Origin of the sequence: Pseudomonas sp. PA-1-3F (assembly GCF_021609665.1) — a bacterium.
Lineage (GTDB): Bacteria > Pseudomonadota > Gammaproteobacteria > Pseudomonadales > Pseudomonadaceae > Aquipseudomonas > Aquipseudomonas paracarnis.
Map to the genome: position 1 here is coordinate 41,925 of NZ_WJZD01000026.1, position 17,206 is coordinate 59,130.

Below are 17,206 nucleotides of genomic sequence, written 5' to 3' on the forward strand. Positions count from 1 at the left end.
GGCGTGGATTTTGCCATGATCAACGCATCAGGCGTGAGTTTCCAGGCGCAGGCGCCAGACCGCGTTGAAACGCAGCTCGGTGCGCGACAGCGGTTCGACATCGATCAGGTAGAACATCGATACCGGAAATTGCATGACGTACAGCATTGCAGCGCGGATGACCAAGGGATGTGTAACGGCCACCACATGGCCGGGTTGGCACTCCAGTGACCTCATCCATTCGCCCACGCGCGCGCAAATGTGGTCCACCGACTCGCCGCCATGGGGGGCGCTGGCGCTGTCGGTGAGCCAAGTCATCAATTCATCGCGATCAAGCTGGGCAGTGTCCTGCCCCTTCCAATGGCCAAAATCGCCATCGCGTAACGCGGGCTCAACCACGGCGTTGTCACCGAACAGCGTCGCCGTCTGGCGAGTCCGCGCTTCGGGCCCGCATATCAGGCGCACACTTTTGCGGAACCGATCCGCCAGTGACAGCCGCGCATTCTGCCAATCCATCAGCAACGATTCGTCATCGGGAAATCGCCCCTGCTTTTGCGAGGGTGTCACGGCATGACATACGAGAGTCAATCGGGTTGCTTGCATAGGCACCTCACTCTGTTCAGGGACGCGGCGCAGGGAAAACGGCGCCGTATTTCAACCTGTCACAACGAACATGACACATGACGGCTCCCCGCATCAGTGGCTGTAACCCTTCGTATTAAGTGGATACGGAACACCTTCGTACAGAAAAGCCACGAAAACTCGCCACAGAAGGCGCGCTTTTCATAACGATAGACGGAGACTTCCATGACGATCCCGGCAGCCACGAACCATGTTCCACCCTCATCTTCGCAACAAACGCCAACAGGCACCTTTGCGTGGCCGGTCAACCCGGATGAAAGGCTGAAGTATGACATCGCTCAGCAGCCGGAAAATCCTGGTCGATCCGAGCCCGTTTCAAGACGCGCCACAAGTTCGCCTCAATTTCTGCTCACTCAAGGACACGTCAGCACGTTGGTGGAAAAGAGTGATGCCGAGCTGGCACAGCAGCTCAGCGCGGCATTGATGGGCCAGGTCGCTGAGGAGCTCACAACCAACAGGCAGTCACTCACCGCCCCGACCCTCACCCAGGTTCCGCCTTTTTCCAGCTTCGGCCAAGCGTGGGCACGTTTTAACCAGGCGCTCAGGGCAGAGCCGTTTGCAACCTTTGCCAAAGCCCATCACATCGACCTGTCCAATTTCAGCTGGAACCCTCAAGAGGGAACCATGACGTGCATGATCAATGGCTCCCCCAACAGCTTCACGGAGTTCACCCCTGGCTGGTCACAGGCATCGGCGGACGTCGCCGCAGCGGCCAGAGAGCTGGGCGCCCCGTCGACGACCTGGTTCCGCTACACGGGCGACCACACGCCTCCCAGTTACCTGGTCGGAGACTTCTACGCTATCGCTAGAACCGAGCTTACGCGTAATCCGCGGGCCGTGATCGCGGCACTCCAGGACGCCGATACATTCCCCTCTCTGGTCATCCCCAACGGCCCCCTGCCATTGGACATCTCGCAACAGACCTTGCGTGCCAGGCAAGCACAACGCAGCGTGAAGGAGACGATCACCCAAGCCACCTTTGAACGCAGCGGCACACTTGCCGACTCCAGTCGCACACCGACGCCCGCCGAACGCGTCGAGGCGGCTGATCGGGAAGTGGCACGGGAGTGTGCCAGAATCCTCACGAGGATCGGCTATCAAAGGCGCATCGATGATCAGTCGCTAACCTTTCTCCCCTTCCTGAATGTGCCTGACGACTCGACCTACGCACACACACGCGAGGCGTTCGGCAAATGTTTCTCCAGCCCCGCTTTCCTGGCGTTTGCGAAAGAACATAATCTCGAGGTGTCATCCTTGTTTATCCACTTGCCGACAGGCCAGTTGGAAGGCTACGTACGAAACCCTGACGGCAGCCGTAAATCGATTGTTTTGCGCACGTCGACTTGCCCCCAATGGGCGGCCCTTGAACCCGACATTTCAAGCGCAGCCCGAAAATACGGGAGAAGCGGCTCGGTCTACGAGGGGCCCGTTCGTACCCAGCAAGCGCTGGATCTCTCTATGATGCTGGACTTTTACGGCGTGACTCGGGAAACCGGCTCAGAGCAGAAGTGGCTCGAACAAGTCGCAGGGCTCATCCGCGATGGCTTCCCCTCCTTGAAAAAAAACAACCCTTCTGCTGACACCTCGCGTGGGATTCGCGAACTGCAGCAGGCAGCCCTACAAACACTTGCAGGCATCACAACCCCTCCAACACCTACCGTCGTTCAAGCGCCTGCGGCGGTAACCACCGCCAAGCCGCCCGTCGCCAGCCCCGTGAGCGACATCGCCCACCGTCTGTTTAACGCAGAGCCCGGGTTGCAGTCGGTCGTATCGGGATTACTCAAGGACGCCATCGATGCGTCATTGAACCTCGATGTGGAGCAGTTGGCGTTCGCCGTTCCCGATCCGGACAATCCAGGTGAGTACATTGAAACACCGCTGATGGAAATGATCATCAGCCATGTCGCTGGAGGCGCCGCGCCGGTTTTCGACAGCGCTGGCAAATTCGTCGATACGCGCGAGGACGTGCTCGCCCGTACCGGCAAACCTGCGGGTACTGCACTTCCTATCGATAGGTCAGCGCTACAGAAGGCTATGAGCGAGTTGCCCGGCAAGCTGAACGAAACGCTTCGAGCGGCAAAGATCACGTATTGGAATGAGCCGCCGTTCAATGAGCCGACCCCTGGGCTAAGTGCCGACACAGCGCTCAGTGTCACCCCGATTTACGCGGGTAGTCGGCGGTCAATGCTCGGCCAACTGCTGCACAGCAACCTGCGCCTGGCCAGTTTAAAATCTCCAGGTCTCAATGACATACAGCGCGAAACACTGGATACGGTAGCAAGGTTTCCCCACGGGTACCTCAACCCCACAGACAACTCCAAGACAACCATTCACTTCATGGTCCGCACTGACCCGGCCAACCCAGACAGCCCGAACGTTCAAACCCCTAACCTGTTCATCGAACGCAAGGCTGGGGATCGCACCCTCGCAGTGCTGATGTGCGAACCCAGCGGAAAGGTTACCCCTTATGCTTCCCTGGATGCTGCCCAGCAGGCCTGGGAACAGCAAAACCCCGAGGCGCAACCACCGACCCGCACCGACAAGCCCAGCCTGAAAGCCTTCGACGCTGATGCGTTCTACCTGCAAGCGAACGTCATGATTAACAACGGGGACGCCAACGCCAACACTGATCCCGCGCTGATCGTGGCGCGACCATCCCAAGAGTCCGGGCTCAAGCGTCCCGAATGGTCGAAAACCGCCTCGGATGCCAATCGCTTTATTTACCATGACCTGCTTCTGGAGATGGCGGGCTTCGAGCGCCGGCACAAGGGCAAGAGCTTTGGCAGTGATATTCCGGACATTAGCACTTATATCCAGGAACAGATCAAAGCCCTCAACCCTCCACCCTTTCACTATGACATCAAGGATCTGGAAGTCATCTTTCACACTCCCTATGGCGCCCCGGCCAGCGGATTCGGATCAACCCAAACCACCACCCTGTCCTTCACCGAAACCTTTGTACGCAACCTTTCAGGATTACCAAAAGGTCGGGTGGAGGTGCGTCACAAACCGACGGGCATTCATCTAGCCAAGCTCGGAAGAGAGGGCGAACTGGGTAAGTTGATTCAGCAAATCGATGCCGGCAAGAACTACCCCGAATTAGTCAGGCGCGAGCTGCTCGACGATCCTGAAAAAAAAACCAGGCGCCAAGCGCTGTTCGCCGAGCAAGTCCCGATTGAACTGAAAATGAGGGCCCTGGAACTGACGGCCAAAGGCGAGGCTGGCTTCGATAACGCCATGGGTTTTCGTTACCTCCAGGCAATACTGGATCCAACGCCAGGGAAGAAGTTTGTCAATGGCAACGAAATCACCGTGCGCCCGTTGGCGCTCATGCGCCTGCCCGGCGCGGTGCCCGATGTGGTCGAAAACATGTTCCTGATCGAACCCAAAGACACCACAGTCGGCCCGCATATTCTTTATCGCCCGTTGAATTCCAGCGCCCCCCTGCTGCAGTTTCCTTCGCGCCAGGCGCTAATGGAGTCTGTCCAGACACAGAAGGAGCTACAAAAAGACATTCTTGCCTGGCTGCCTGATGAGACAACCCGCGCCGTCTACAGGCACGATGGCTTTCGCGAACCGCATATGCCGACATATACGCCCGTGTTCACGCCTGCGCCGCCCACACTGGCGACTCACGACCTGTCGTCCGAGCTGCAAACCGCGCAACTGTTGAACTACTTGTATGAAGCAAATTCAAGGGCGCTGACATCGCTGGCCGAACACCAAGCCGTATCCAACGGGGAAAGTCGCTGGGAAAGGATTAAAGAAGGGGCAGGCCTATTACTCAATACGGCATTTCTGTTCATGCCAGAGAGTGCCTTTTTAATCGGTATGCCGTTTCAGGCAGACAGCATCATAAGTGATATCAAGACGCTTGCCGAGAGCAGGGAAGGAAACAAAGAAGCAGCCGCAACAGATTTATTCATCAACATAGCGATGTTATTGCTTCACCTCGCAAGAGCACACCCCACTCAAACCTCCTCACGTACTGGAATCGCGGCCATTCATACGGTACCGCAGGAAACACGCGTAGGTGATTTACCGGCGGCGCCTTCGCCTGAGTCAGCATTACGTGAAGTGATTCGGTTGGGCGGTCCATGGAGGGGTTTCAAGGCCATCGATGGCGACATACAAACCTTCGAGGATATTTACAAAGGCGCCCCACGACTCAATATATTCGGACATGGGACTGAACCGGCCCCCGGAGAGCCCGCGAAAGTCGTGGGCGCAAACGGCAAGTTCTATTCGGCGCAAGACATCGTCAATAAACTTCGTGCGGAAAAAATTGACTTCAGCAAATATAAAAACATTGTGCTTCGCGTCTGCTATTCCGGCGCAAACGGCCCGAACTCGCTGGGTGATGAAATCTCCAACCTGACCAACATACCCACCAAGTCATTCGCAGGTCCTGTGCACATGGATTATTTTTTGGGCAAAGACCCAACGGGCCTGTTCAAAACGTACTATCGGGAATTCAAAGCGAAATACCCCACGCTTTCTTCACGCGACATAAAGTTGCTCGCTGACTCGAAAGTGAAGTTGGATTTTGCCAAGAACAACCACCTTAATACGGTGGAAAAGACATCAGGAACGCTGCTGCGATTCAATATTGGCACCCAGAAAGAGCCTGAGATGGTTCAAGAACTTGTCGATTACCGGCCACATTACTCCTACCCTGCCCTGGCCGCGGCCCACGTGTTGCCAGCCAATTCAGCCCGATAGCCTGTTGCGGCAGGTTTGCCAACGCAACCCTGCCGTTTGATTACCAAGATGCAAACACGGCGTCAGGCCAGCGCCGTTTTCGCAGACGCCACCCTAGGCGTGGCACCGACCACGAAGTCCTCCTTGCGCAACACCACCAGCGCTACCAACGACACCACCCCGGTCGCTACATAGAAATACCACGGCGAAGTAATGTCGCCTGTCACCTTGATCAACCAGGTGGAAATCAACGGCGCACTGCCGCCAAACACCGCGACGGGCACGTTATACGCCACGGCAATCCCAGTGGAGCGAATCCGCGTCGGCAACAGCTCACTCATCAACGCATAGGTTGACGACGCGTACAGCCCGAACAGAATCGCCACCGCCATCAACGGCGCGAAGAAGGTCGCCGGGGTGGCGGTCGGGGCGGATTTGAACAGCCAGAACATCGCCAGGGTCGCCAGCGTGCCGATCACCATCAGGAACGGCTTGCGCCCGTATTTATCGGTAAAGGCCCCGCCAAACGGCATCACGAAAGCCGCCGAGAAGCTGGCGACGAACACATAGAGCAAGGTGGTGCCGCTGTCGAACTTGAGGATCTTGGCCATGTAGGTCGAGGCGAAGGTCAGCACCAGGTAAAAGATCGAGCTGTGCAAGGTGATGATAAAGAACACCAGGGCAATCGCCCGCTTCCACTGCCAGACCTCACGCAGCGGCGCCCGCGAAGTTTGCCCGGCGCGTTGCAGGGCGAGGAACTCGGGGCTGTCTTCGAGCTTGAGGCGAATGTACATGGAAATAAAGCCCAGGGGCGCGGCGATCAGGAACGGTACGCGCCAGGCCCATTCCTGCATGACCTCGGCGCCCAGCACCCAGGTCATGCCGTTGGCCACGGCGCCACCGAGCAGCAGGCCGAGCACGGCGGTAACCATCAGCCAGCAGGTGGCAAAGCCACGGCGACCGGGGCCGGCGTATTCAGAGATGAAGCTGGTGACGGTGCCGATTTCGCCGCCCGCCGAGAAGCCCTGCACGCAGCGCACCAGGATCAACAGGATCGGTGCGGCGATGCCCAGGCTGGCGTAGGTCGGCAACAGGCCCAGCATCACCGTGGAGCCGGTCATCATCACCAGCGCCATGATCAGGGTTTTGCGCCGGCCGATCTTGTCTGCCAGCGGGCCGAAGAACAGCCCACCCAGAGGGCGGATAAAAAAGCTCAGCGCAAACGCGGCAAAGCTGGCCAACAGGCTGGTGGTGGGGTCATCGGAGACGAAGAACGCCTGGCCGATATAGACCGCGAGAAAGCCATACACGCCGTAGTCGTACCACTCGATCAAGTGGCCCGAGGTGGCGCCGAGAAACGCACGGCGGCGCTTGCGGACGGTGTCTTGTGCGGGATTGCCCATCGTGGGGACTCCTTGTCTGATTATCGATCCATGTTAAAGCGCGGCGATACTCGCGGTTTGCAGCCAATGTCGCAAGTCGGTCTTGAGAATCTTGCCGTAGCTGTTCTTCGGCAAGTCGCTGCGCCACACATATTTTTTCGGCTTTTTGAACGAGGCCATGCGCGCCAGGAACCACGCCGTCAGCTCGCCTTCGTCCAGCGGCTGGCCGCTGCGGGTCACCACGAAGGCCACCACCGACTCACCCCATTGCGCGTCGGGCGCGCCCACCACGCACACTTCGAACACCTCGGGATGCTGGGCCAGCACTTCCTCGACTTCACGGGGGTACACGTTGCTGCCGCCACTGATGATCACGTCCTTGGAGCGATCCGTCAGGGTCAGGTAGCCGGCCGGGTCGAGGTAGCCGATGTCGCCGGTCAGCAGCCAACCGTCCACCAGCGTCTGGCGCGTGGCCTGCGGGTTGCGCCAGTAGCCTTGCATCACCGTGGCGCCACGCACCGCGATTTCACCGCGTTGGCCGGTGGGCAGTGGCTGGTGCTCGGCATCGAGAATGCGGATCTCGACACAGGCTTGCGCGTGGCCCACCGAGGCGGCCAGGGTGGCCCAGTCGGGGCGCTGGCGCTCGGCGATCAAGGCGCGGGGCAAGACGCTGATGGTCATCGGGCTCTCGCCCTGGCCGTAGATCTGCACCAGGCGCGGGCCGAAGGTATCGACTGCTTCGCGCAGGTCGGCGAGGTACATGGGGCCGCCGCCGTAGACGATGGTCTTGATGCCGGCGCCGTGATAATCCTGGCGCCGGGCCTGTTCGACCATGCGCTTGACCATGGTCGGCGCAGCAAACAGCGACACCTGGCCCATGTGCTCGGCCAGCCCGAACAGCTCGGCGGCATCGAAGCCATGGGAGGCGGGCACCACATGGCGGGCGCCGCAGCGCACATGGATGAAGTTGTACAGGCCGGCGCCGTGGGACATGGGCGCGGCATACAGCGCCGCATCGTCGGCGCTCACTTGATCGACATCCGTGGCGTAGCACAGCGACATGGCGATCAGGTTGCCGTGCGACAGCATCACGCCCTTGGAGCGCCCGGTGGTGCCAGAGGTATAGAACAGCCAGGCGAGGTCGTGATCCTGGCGGGGCACCGGCTGTTCCAGGCTGGGCCAACCATGGCTGGGCGGCAGCGGGTGGCCGTTCAATTCCGTGCAATGCGCGGGCAAATCCCGCGATGAAAACACCTGGCCGCCGTCGGTAAAGATCAACCGCGCCTCGGCATTATCGGCAATCCACGCCGCTTCGCTGGGGTGCAGCTTGGCGTTGATCGGCACCGCCACCCCGCCCATCCACCAGATGGCGTAGAGCAGTTCCAGGTAGTCGCAGCTGTTTTTCATCAGCAGCGCCACCGCGTCTCCCGGCACCAGGCCATGCTGCTCCACCAGGTGCGCGGCGCGTTGGCGCACGTGGGCGGCGAAGGTGGCGTAGTCGGCCACTTGCACGCTGCCGTCGAACAATGCCGGGCGTTGCGGGGCCCGACGCTGGGTGTCGTGCAGCCAGTTGGCAATGTTCATGACTCAGCTCCGGCGTGCCTGCAGGACCGAGGCGTAGTTGGCCACCGCCATGCCGCCCATGTTGAACACCAGGCCGAACTCCGGGTTGGGCACCGCCAGGCCAATCGGCTCGCCGGTCAATTGCCGGAACGCCAAGGCATGCATGGACACCCCCGTGGCACCGACGGGGTGCCCCTTGGCCTTGAGCCCGCCGGAAAGGTTCACCGGCAAGCGCCCGCCGGCGCGCACCACCCCGCTGTCGAGCACGCGATGGCCTTCGCCCTTGGGCGCCAGGCCCATGGCTTCATAGATCAGCAACTCGGCAATGGTGAAGCAGTCGTGCACTTCGGCGAAGCTCAGGTCAGCCAGGGTCACATTCGCCCCGCGCAGCGCTGCATGGATCGCGCGTTGCGGGCCCTCAAAGGCGAGGATGTCACGCTGGGCGATGGGCAAGGTGTCGTTGACCTGGGTCATCGCCCGGATTTGCACCTCGCGACGGAACGCCCGCGCACGTTTGGGCGAGGCGAGGATGATCGCGGCGGCGCCATCGCTGATCAGCGAGCAATCGGTCAGGCGCAAGGAGTCAGCCACGAACGGGTTGCTTTGGGACACGTTGTTGCAGTGTTCGAAATTCATCTCCCGATGCATCTGCGCCAGCGGGTTGGCCATGGCATTGGAGTGGTTTTTGGTAGCGATGGCCGCCATCGAGCCCAGCGGGCAGTGGTAACGCTCGGCGTATTGGCGGGCGGCGCGGCCGAACAACTGGGGGAAACTCAGGCCGGCTTCGGCCGGGTCGTTCTGGTAGCCGGCCCCGGCCAAGGCTTGGGTGACAGCGGCGGTGCTGGTGTGGGTCATCTTCTCGGCGCCCACCACCAGCACCAGCTCAGCACTGCCGGAGAGGATCGCATTGACCCCCGCCTGGATCGCCGCCGAGCCGGACGCACAGGCGTTTTCACAGCGGGTAGCCGGTTTGAAGCGCAGCCCGGGGTCGGCTTGCAATAGCAATGAGGCGGCAAACCCGTCGGGCACCAGCCCCGAGTTGAAATGGCCGAGGAACAACGCATCGATTTGCGACGCATCAATCTCGGCGTCGCTCAGGGCTTCTCGGGTAACCTGGACGATCAGGTCTTCCAGCGTCGTGCCTTCCAGGCGACCAAAGCGGGAGTGACCAGCGGCAACAATGGAGACGCAATCAGCAGGCATAATCAATTTCTTCTGTTCTTGATTCGGACTTTACTTACAATGACCCACCCCTGATCGTGCGCCAATTCGTGTAACTACTTACACGGGTAAGTAGCGCCCCAGGGCATTGAACAACGAGGCAGGATGCCCCATGACCGCGCTAGCCCAGCAATTTCCCGACCTCGAACGCCTGGCGTTCAAGCTGTCCCCTGCCCCGCAGATCGTCACCAGCGACCGCGTGATACTGGACTGCAACGACGCTTTCCTGAAGCTGTTCGGCTATACGCGCGACGCACTGGTCAACCAGCTGACTCTGCTGATCTACCCGTCCCAGGCCGACTACCACGCCATCGGCAAGCGCAGCCATGACTGGCTGCTCGACAGCGACAACGGCTTTTATTCCGATGAACGCTTCATGCAGCACCACAACGGCGAAGTATTCTGGGCCAAGTCCCACGGCTACACCCTCACCCCCAAAGACCCGTTCAAGCTGATGATCTGGCACTTCGAACGCCTGGACCGCATGCACCAGGGCACCGGCGACCTCACGCCCCGGGAGCGGGAAATCGCCATGCACATCGTCAACGGGTTCAAATCCAAAGAAATTGCCCTGCGCCTGGCGATCTCCCACCGCACCGTTGAGGTGCACCGGGCGCGGTTGATGAAGAAATTGCAGGCCAAGACGGTGGTGGAGTTGGTGTCGAAGATCATTATGGTGGCCTGACCGATAACGGCTGTTTAACCGATGCCCCGCCATCCAAATGTGTGGGCAGCCCCAATGCCGCACAGTTAAGCGAACGCAATGCCCAACGCAACGAAGATCAAATGTGGGAGCTGGCTTGCCTGCGAAAGCGGTCGTGCAGTAATAGATGCAGTGACTGAAACGTCGTCATCGCAGCATAGGTATCTACACAACTGTGCAGTTCGCCGCAGCCACCGGTAACTACGATGCGAAGCGAGCCGCTCTTGATCTGCTTTTGATCTTGATCTCAGGCGCCCCGTTAAACCACGCTGGCCGAACGCAGGCTTGAATTCGTGGGTAACCCGGCAGGACGCCGGGTTAGCCGTCCTGGGCCAAGGATGGCCCATGACGGCGGCCCACGGATTCAAGCCGGAGTGAGGGCACACCGAGCCTAAGCGAGGTGCCGAGTGGTGGGGCAAGAGCGTTTTGCTTACTTTTGCGCTTTTCAAAAGTGAGCCGCTGTAAAAGCGGAACCATAAGCAGCCATGACCTAAATAATGGATATGTACACGGTCTGATCCAAGATTATGGTCGGCTCTCAGGCCGCCTTCGCAGGCAAGCCAGCTCCCACAGTTTGATCGTGGGGTATCAGCTAGAGAAGCGTCGGCTGGCAGGCCGTCATCGCAGGCAAGCCAGCTTCCATATTTGGATTGAGGGGCGTCAGGTAGATAGGCGTCGGCTGTCTGGTCCGCGTAGCTGAAACGTTCAACCGAGCACGTCCATACAATTCCCCACCGCCCTGCCCCCCTAACCTCACGGCTTTCGAACCCTCAGAAGCGCTGGAGAACGGGCATGGGTAACACAGCAACCAAGGTATCGCTGGCATTGACGCTGCTGGCAGGTGCGATGATGAGCAACGCGTTTGCCGCCACCCCGAACGTGGCCGTGGCGCCGCAGTACGACACCAGCCATGTGTATGTGGCACCGGCCGATGTGGACCGTTTTGCCCAGAGTTTCCTCGCCACCTTCGGCGGCAAAAGCACGCCCCAGGTCGTGGTCAACGTGCTGCCGGTGCCGAGCAGCACCACCTCGCAATTGCTCCAGACCCCGGCGGGCACCGTGTCGTTGTTCGGCTTTACCACCCCCGTGCCTCACCCGTTCGGCCAGGAACGCAACGGCTATCTGGTCAAGGACATGGACGTGGCCCTCAAGGCCGCGCGGGAAAATGGCGCCGACGTAATCGTCAGCGATTTCCCCGACCCCATCGGCCGTGATGCCGTGGTGCAATGGCCGGGCGGTGTGAACATGCAGCTCTACTGGCACACCAAGACCCCGGATTACGCCGCCTTCGACACCGTGCCGGAAAACCGTGTGTATGTGTCCAACGACAGCGCCGAGCGGTTTATCAAGGCATTCCTGGGTTTCTCCCACGGCAAGGTAGTGAGCGACGACAAGCACGCCCCTGGGGTTGATGTCGGCCAGGCCGGCGGCCACTACCGCCGCGTCGAGATCGAATCGCCGTTCGGGCGCATGGCGGTGCTGGTCACCAACGGCCAACTGCCCTACCCGTTCGGCCACGACACCACCGGTTACCAGGTCAACGACCTCGCCGCCACCCTGGGCAAGGCCACTGGCTCTGGCGCCACAGTGCTGGTGCCGGCGTTCGACAGCAAAGGTCGGCGCAGTGCGTTAGTGGAGTTCCCGGGCGGTTATGTCGCAGAAATCCACCAACTCAGCGCGGCAAAATGATTCGTCACGCAGGCTGGAGCCTGGCTGTGCTGTGGCCGTTGCTTACCGGCAGCGTGCAGGCCGACGACCAGCCGGTACGCCCGGCGATCAAGGCCAACCGTTGGCAGGAAGACTGGTCTGTGCTCAAGGACCCGGCATTGCGCACGCAACCGCTGGACAACCTCAAGTACAGCCCACTGTCCGCCGCCAACCCGTTCACCTACTTGTCGTTGGGCGCAACCTTGCGTGAACGTTTCGAGATGAACGACGCCAGCGGGTTCGGCGTGCGGGATGTACCGCGTGACCGCTACCTGATCCAGCGCTTTCAGGTGCACGCCGACTTGCACCTGAACGAACACTGGCGGCTGTTCACCCAGTTGGAAGATGTGCGGGCCTATGACAAGACCACCATTGGCGGTGCCGACCAGAACCGCGTCGACCTGCGCCTGGCCTTTGCCGAATACGTGAAGACCTTCAGCGCTGGCACCTTCAAGGCACGGGCTGGCCGCCAGGATTTCGCCTTCGACTTGCAGCGTTTCATCTCGTCACGGGACGGCCCGAATGTGCGGCAGTCCTTCGATGCGTTGTGGGCGGACTGGGAAACGCCGCAATGGCGCTTCATCGGGATCGCCAGCCAACCGGTGCATTACCAGGATGGCCGGCATTTCGACGACAAGTCCAACAGCGACGCGCGCTTCCACATGCTACGAGTCGAGCGGCTGGTGGGCGGCACCAATGAGCTGTCGGCCTATTACGGCGTGTACGAGCGCAGCGCCGCCCATTACCTGGACGCCGACGGCGAAGAGACGCGCCAGTTGCTGGACGCCCGCCTGGGTGGCGCAGCCCAGGGTTTCGACTGGGACGTCGAAGCCATGCTGCAACGCGGCTCGGTGGGCAGCAAGACGATTCGCGCCTGGGCCGGTGGCAGCCGCACCGGCTACACCTTTGACACGCTGGCCTGGAAGCCGCGTATCGGCCTGCAACTGGATATCGCTTCCGGTGACCGCCAGGCCGGTGACGGCCGGGTCGGCACCTTCAACCCGCTGTTCCCCAATGGCTATTACTTTTCCCTGGCGGGCTACACCGGCTACAGCAACCTGATCCACGTCAAGCCGTCGATCACCGTCAAGCCCCTCGCCAAGCTCAGCGTGCAAACCGCCGTCGGCCTGCTGTGGCGGCAGACCACCGCAGACGCCGTCTACACCCAGCCCAACCTGGCCGTGGCTGGCACGGCGGGCCAAGGCGAGCGCTGGACCGGCGCCTACGGCCAACTGCGCACCGACTACGCCTTTACGCCCAACCTCAGCGGTGCGGTCGAAGCGGTGCACTACGCGGTCGGCCAGACGCTGCGTGATGCCGGTGGGCACGACAGCAATTACCTGGGCATGGAGCTCAAGTTCAGTTGGTGAGACAAGCACACCCATACAAGCCTGGGCTCAGGTTTACGGCAATAGTGAGGCGGTTTTTACACCGCCCTTTTTCAGCCCTGCAAGGAGTTTCAGATGAGCACATTCGTTGCCAAAGACGGTACCCAGATCTACTTCAAGGACTGGGGCAGCGGTAAGCCCGTGCTGTTCAGCCACGGCTGGCCGCTGGATGCGGACATGTGGGAATACCAGATGGAATACCTGAGCAGCCGTGGCTTTCGCACCATTGCCTTTGACCGTCGTGGTTTTGGCCGCTCGGACCAGCCATGGACCGGTAACGACTACGACACCTTCGCTGACGATATCGCCCAGTTGATCGAACACCTTGACCTGCAGGACGTGACCCTGGTGGGCTTCTCCATGGGTGGCGGTGACGTGGCGCGCTACATCGCCCGCCACGGCAGTGCCCGTGTCGCCGGCCTGGTGTTGTTGGGCGCGGTCACGCCGATCTTCGGTCAGCAAGCCGACTACCCCCAAGGCGTGCCAGGCGAGGTGTTCGATGGCATCAAGGCCGGCCTGTTGAAGGATCGTGCGCAGTTCATCAGCGACTTCAACACGCCATTCTTCGGTCTCAATAAAGGCCAGCACGTTTCGGAGGGTGTGCTCAGCCAAACCCTGCAGATCGCCATGCTCGCGTCGCTCAAATCCACCGTGGATTGCGTCACGGCGTTCTCGCAAACCGACTTCCGCCCGGACATGGCCAAAATCGACGTGCCGACCCTGGTGATCCATGGCGACGGCGACCAGATCGTGCCGTTCGAAACCACCGGCAAGGTGGCTGCTGAAATGATCAAGGGCGCGCAACTGAAGGTGTACAAGGATGCGCCTCACGGGTTTGCCGTGACCCACGCTCAACAGCTCAATGAAGACCTGTTGGGATTCCTGAACCGTTGACATCTTGATGCCCCTGTAGGAGCGAGCTTGCTCGCGAAGAACGTCAACGATAACGCGTGCTTGCTGAATGAACGCGGCGCCTATGCGTTTTTCGCGAGCAAGCTCGCTCCTACAGAAGGCAGAAGGCCGGGCGAGCCAGGCCTTTTTTGTTCAGGCAAAGCGCTGGCTCAGCACCAGCCGCCCCGGCCCTGCGATCAGCACGCTGGTAAAGATGATCAACAGCAGCCAGCCGAACTGCCCTTCGAACAGCGTCCACTCCGGGTGCACCACCAGCAACGCGATGACCAGCACCGCCAGGATCGGCAGGCACGCCAGGCGCACCAGCACGCCCGCGACGATCAGCAGCGGGCACAGCACCTCGGCAAAGATCGCCAGCAGCAACGTGACATGGGCGCCCAGGTGAAACGGGTCCTCGATCAGCTTCAATTGCTCGCTGTAGTGGAGCAACTTGGGCAACCCATGCACCCACAGCAGGAACAACGCCCCGCTGACCCGCAGGAACAACAACCCGATATCCTGATTTCTCGCTTCGTTCATACGCCACCTGTGTCCGTCAAAAATGAGCGGCAGCCAGTGTGTCCGAAGCCACGCCGACGCACTTGCAGGCTTGTGCTGAAAGCCTGCGTTTGCATTGCCCGAAGAACCCGGCATGATCTTGCTGAACTGCCGACCCCGCGCTACGGTCCCAACCCATACGCTCATCGCTACAGGAACTTTTCCATGACGCTTCCCCAAGAAATGACCCTGATCGAAATCACCACCCCTGGCGGGCCCGAGGTCTTGCAGCCGCGCAGCGCCGACGTGCCAGTGGCCGGGCCAGGCGAGATTCTGATTCGCGTGCACGCCGCCGGGGTCAACCGCCCAGACGCCTTGCAGCGCGCGGGTAAATACCCGATGAAGCCCGGCATGAGCCCGATTCCGGGGTTGGAAGTGGCCGGTGAAGTGGTGGCGCTGGGCACTGGCGTGAACGAATACAGCCTGGGCGACAAGGTTTGCGCCCTGACCAATGGCGGCGGCTATGCGCAGTATTGCGCGGTGCCGGCCAGCCAGGCGCTGCCGATCCCCGCAGGCATGGACTGGATTCAGGCCGCTGCCGTGCCGGAAACGTTCTTTACGGTCTGGGCCAACCTGTTCGGTCTCGGCGGTGCCCGCAAAGGCCAGCGCGCCTTGATCCACGGCGGCACCAGCGGCATCGGCACCACCGCGTTGATGCTTTGCCAGGAGTTCGGCATCCAGGCATTCGCCACGGCGGGCAGCGCCGACAAATGCGCGGCGATTGCCAAGCTCGGTGCCGAGCCGATCAACTACCGCGAACAGGCATTTGCCGAGGTCATCGCCAAACAGACCGATGGCAAAGGCGTCAACGTGATCCTCGACATCATGGGCGCCTCGTACCTCAACAATAACCTCAAGGCCCTGGGCATGGACGGCCACCTGGTGATCCTCGGCTTCCTCGGTGGTGGCAAGGCCAACGACGTCGACCTGCTGACCATCCTCGGCAAACGCGCGGTGATCACCGGCTCGCTGCTGCGGGCCCGCACGCGGGAAGAAAAGGCCGAGATTGCCCAGCAACTGCGCGAACACGTGTGGCCGGTACTCAGTGCCGGGCGCTGCCTGCCGATTATCGACCAGGTCTACGCCTACACCGACGCCGCCCAGGCCCATGCGCGGATGGAAGGTGGGGATCATATCGGCAAGATTGTGTTGCGAGTGGAGTGAGGCATTTTTGATGTGCAGAGGGGTTACAGATCCCTGTGGGAGCGGGCTTGCTCGCGAAAGCGGTGGGTCAGTCAACATAAGTGTTTGCTGAGCCGACGCCTTCGCGAGCAAGCCCGCTCCCACACTAGTGTTGGGCATACACCGGATAATCCACATACCCCGCCTGTGTCCCGCCATACAAGCCTTCGGCCTTCAACGCATTCAACGGCCAGCCATTGAACAGCCGCTGGGGCAAGTCCGGGTTGGCAATGAAGGGCCGTCCAAAGGCGATCAAGTCCGCCAACCCGGCCTCTACCAGCCGTGCGCCGCGCTCGGCGGTGTAGCGCCCGGCGTAGATGATCCTGCCGCTGAAGGTGGCGCGCACGGCCTGGCGAAATGTGTCGGGCAGGTCGGGGGCGTTGTCCCAGTCGGCCTCGGCAATGGACACATAGGCGAGGCCCGACGCTTCCAGCACTTTGATCGCTTCGATATAGGTAAGGTGCGGGTCTTCTTCCACCAGGCCGATGTAGACCCGGTCCTGATCGGTGCCACTGAACAGCGGCGAAAAGCGCACGCCCAGGCGTTCCGGCCCCACCACTTTGCACACCGCTTCGACAATCTCGCGCAGCAAGCGCAGGCGATTGTCCAGCGAGCCGCCGTACTCATCCTCACGGAGGTTGGAATGGGCCGAGATGAACTGGTTAACGAGGTAGCCGTTGGCCGCGTGAATTTCCACGCCGTCGAACCCGGCGTCCAGGGCATTGCGCGCAGCCTGGGCGTAGTGCCCGACCAGCTCTTCGATTTCCAGCGTGGTCAAGGCACGCGGGACGGGTGGCTGCACCAGTTCCCCCCTACCCGGCCCGGTTTCAATGAAGGCTTTGGCTTGCAACGCCGGCAGCGCAGACGGGCCCACCGGGGCTCCACCGTCAGGTTGCAGCGCGTTATGGGACACCCGCCCCACGTGCCATAGCTGGGCGAAGATTACACCGCCCTCGGCATGCACCGCTGCAGTGACTTTGCGCCAACCCTCGATTTGCGCCGGTGTATGAATGCCGGGCGTCCAGGCGTAGCCCTGGCCCCGAGGTTCGATCTGCGTACCCTCGCTGACCATGAACCCGGCACTGGCCCGCTGACGGTAATACTCGGCCATCAGGCCGGTGGCGATATTACCCGGCTGGGCGCTGCGCTGGCGGGTCAGCGGTGGCAGTACCACACGGTTGTTCAAGCGGTGATGCCCCAGCTTGATCGGGGTGTTCAAGATGCAGTCAGGCACGGCGATATTCCAAATTCAGGACGAACGAAAACCGTGGCGACTCCTGGGAGTCGCC

At 61.0% G+C, this 17,206-nt stretch carries 12 protein-coding genes; 6 read left to right on the forward strand and 6 right to left on the reverse strand.

Going from position 1 to position 17,206, the window contains the following annotated elements; translation table 11 throughout:
• Window positions 1–27: 27 nt before the first annotated feature.
• Window positions 28–582 (reverse strand): histidine phosphatase family protein, encoded by a 555-nt coding sequence (locus tag GIV26_RS18985; RefSeq protein WP_236281857.1) that lies wholly within the window; start codon window positions 580–582, stop codon window positions 28–30.
• A gap of 204 nt (window positions 583–786) precedes the next feature.
• Between GIV26_RS18985 and GIV26_RS18990 the strand changes: the two genes are divergently transcribed.
• Window positions 787–5,343 (forward strand): DUF6543 domain-containing protein, encoded by a 4,557-nt coding sequence (locus GIV26_RS18990; RefSeq protein ID WP_236281859.1) that lies wholly within the window; start codon window positions 787–789, stop codon window positions 5,341–5,343.
• Between the two features lie 62 nt (window positions 5,344–5,405).
• Here GIV26_RS18990 and GIV26_RS18995 read toward each other — a convergent pair whose 3' ends face one another.
• From GIV26_RS18995 to GIV26_RS19005, 3 genes are read right to left on the reverse strand one after another with little or no spacing between them, the layout of a single operon-like run.
• Window positions 5,406–6,725, reverse strand: coding sequence for an MFS transporter (locus GIV26_RS18995; RefSeq protein WP_054918699.1), 1,320 nt, complete (start codon window positions 6,723–6,725; stop codon window positions 5,406–5,408).
• Window positions 6,726–6,758: 33 nt separating this feature from the next.
• The gene (locus GIV26_RS19000; protein WP_236281861.1) at window positions 6,759–8,288 is read right to left on the reverse strand and encodes a class I adenylate-forming enzyme family protein; all 1,530 of its coding nucleotides are present in this window, start codon (window positions 8,286–8,288) and stop codon (window positions 6,759–6,761) included.
• A gap of 3 nt (window positions 8,289–8,291) precedes the next feature.
• A complete protein-coding gene (locus GIV26_RS19005) occupies window positions 8,292–9,470 on the reverse strand; it encodes an acetyl-CoA acetyltransferase (RefSeq protein WP_054898545.1) in 1,179 nt (392 codons plus the stop codon).
• A gap of 130 nt (window positions 9,471–9,600) precedes the next feature.
• On the opposite strand from GIV26_RS19005, the gene GIV26_RS19010 reads away from it, so the two are divergent.
• The 4 genes from GIV26_RS19010 to GIV26_RS19025 all read left to right on the forward strand — a co-directional run bounded on the left by GIV26_RS19010 (window position 9,601) and on the right by GIV26_RS19025 (window position 14,180).
• Window positions 9,601–10,173 (forward strand): LuxR C-terminal-related transcriptional regulator, encoded by a 573-nt coding sequence (locus tag GIV26_RS19010; RefSeq protein ID WP_003190613.1) that lies wholly within the window; start codon window positions 9,601–9,603, stop codon window positions 10,171–10,173.
• Window positions 10,174–10,983: 810 nt separating this feature from the next.
• The gene (locus GIV26_RS19015) at window positions 10,984–11,880 is read left to right on the forward strand and encodes a VOC family protein (RefSeq protein WP_106117993.1); all 897 of its coding nucleotides are present in this window, start codon (window positions 10,984–10,986) and stop codon (window positions 11,878–11,880) included.
• Window positions 11,877–13,268 (forward strand): alginate export family protein, encoded by a 1,392-nt coding sequence (locus GIV26_RS19020; protein ID WP_236281863.1) that lies wholly within the window; start codon window positions 11,877–11,879, stop codon window positions 13,266–13,268. Before GIV26_RS19015 ends, GIV26_RS19020 begins: the two co-directional genes overlap by 4 nt.
• A gap of 93 nt (window positions 13,269–13,361) precedes the next feature.
• Complete coding sequence (locus GIV26_RS19025) at window positions 13,362–14,180, forward strand: alpha/beta fold hydrolase (RefSeq protein ID WP_054898548.1); 819 nt, start codon at window positions 13,362–13,364, stop codon at window positions 14,178–14,180.
• Between the two features lie 150 nt (window positions 14,181–14,330).
• Here the strand turns inward: GIV26_RS19025 and GIV26_RS19030 are convergent, their stop codons facing one another.
• A complete protein-coding gene (locus tag GIV26_RS19030; RefSeq protein WP_034127298.1) occupies window positions 14,331–14,717 on the reverse strand; it encodes a DoxX family protein in 387 nt (128 codons plus the stop codon).
• Window positions 14,718–14,900: 183 nt separating this feature from the next.
• Between GIV26_RS19030 and GIV26_RS19035 the strand changes: the two genes are divergently transcribed.
• On the forward strand, window positions 14,901–15,899 hold the full coding sequence (locus GIV26_RS19035) for an NAD(P)H-quinone oxidoreductase (protein WP_069558869.1): 999 nt from the start codon (window positions 14,901–14,903) through the stop codon (window positions 15,897–15,899).
• 124 nt (window positions 15,900–16,023) lie between these two features.
• Here the strand turns inward: GIV26_RS19035 and GIV26_RS19040 are convergent, their stop codons facing one another.
• On the reverse strand, window positions 16,024–17,151 hold the full coding sequence (locus GIV26_RS19040) for an alkene reductase (RefSeq protein ID WP_054898550.1): 1,128 nt from the start codon (window positions 17,149–17,151) through the stop codon (window positions 16,024–16,026).
• Window positions 17,152–17,206 lie beyond the last annotated feature (55 nt).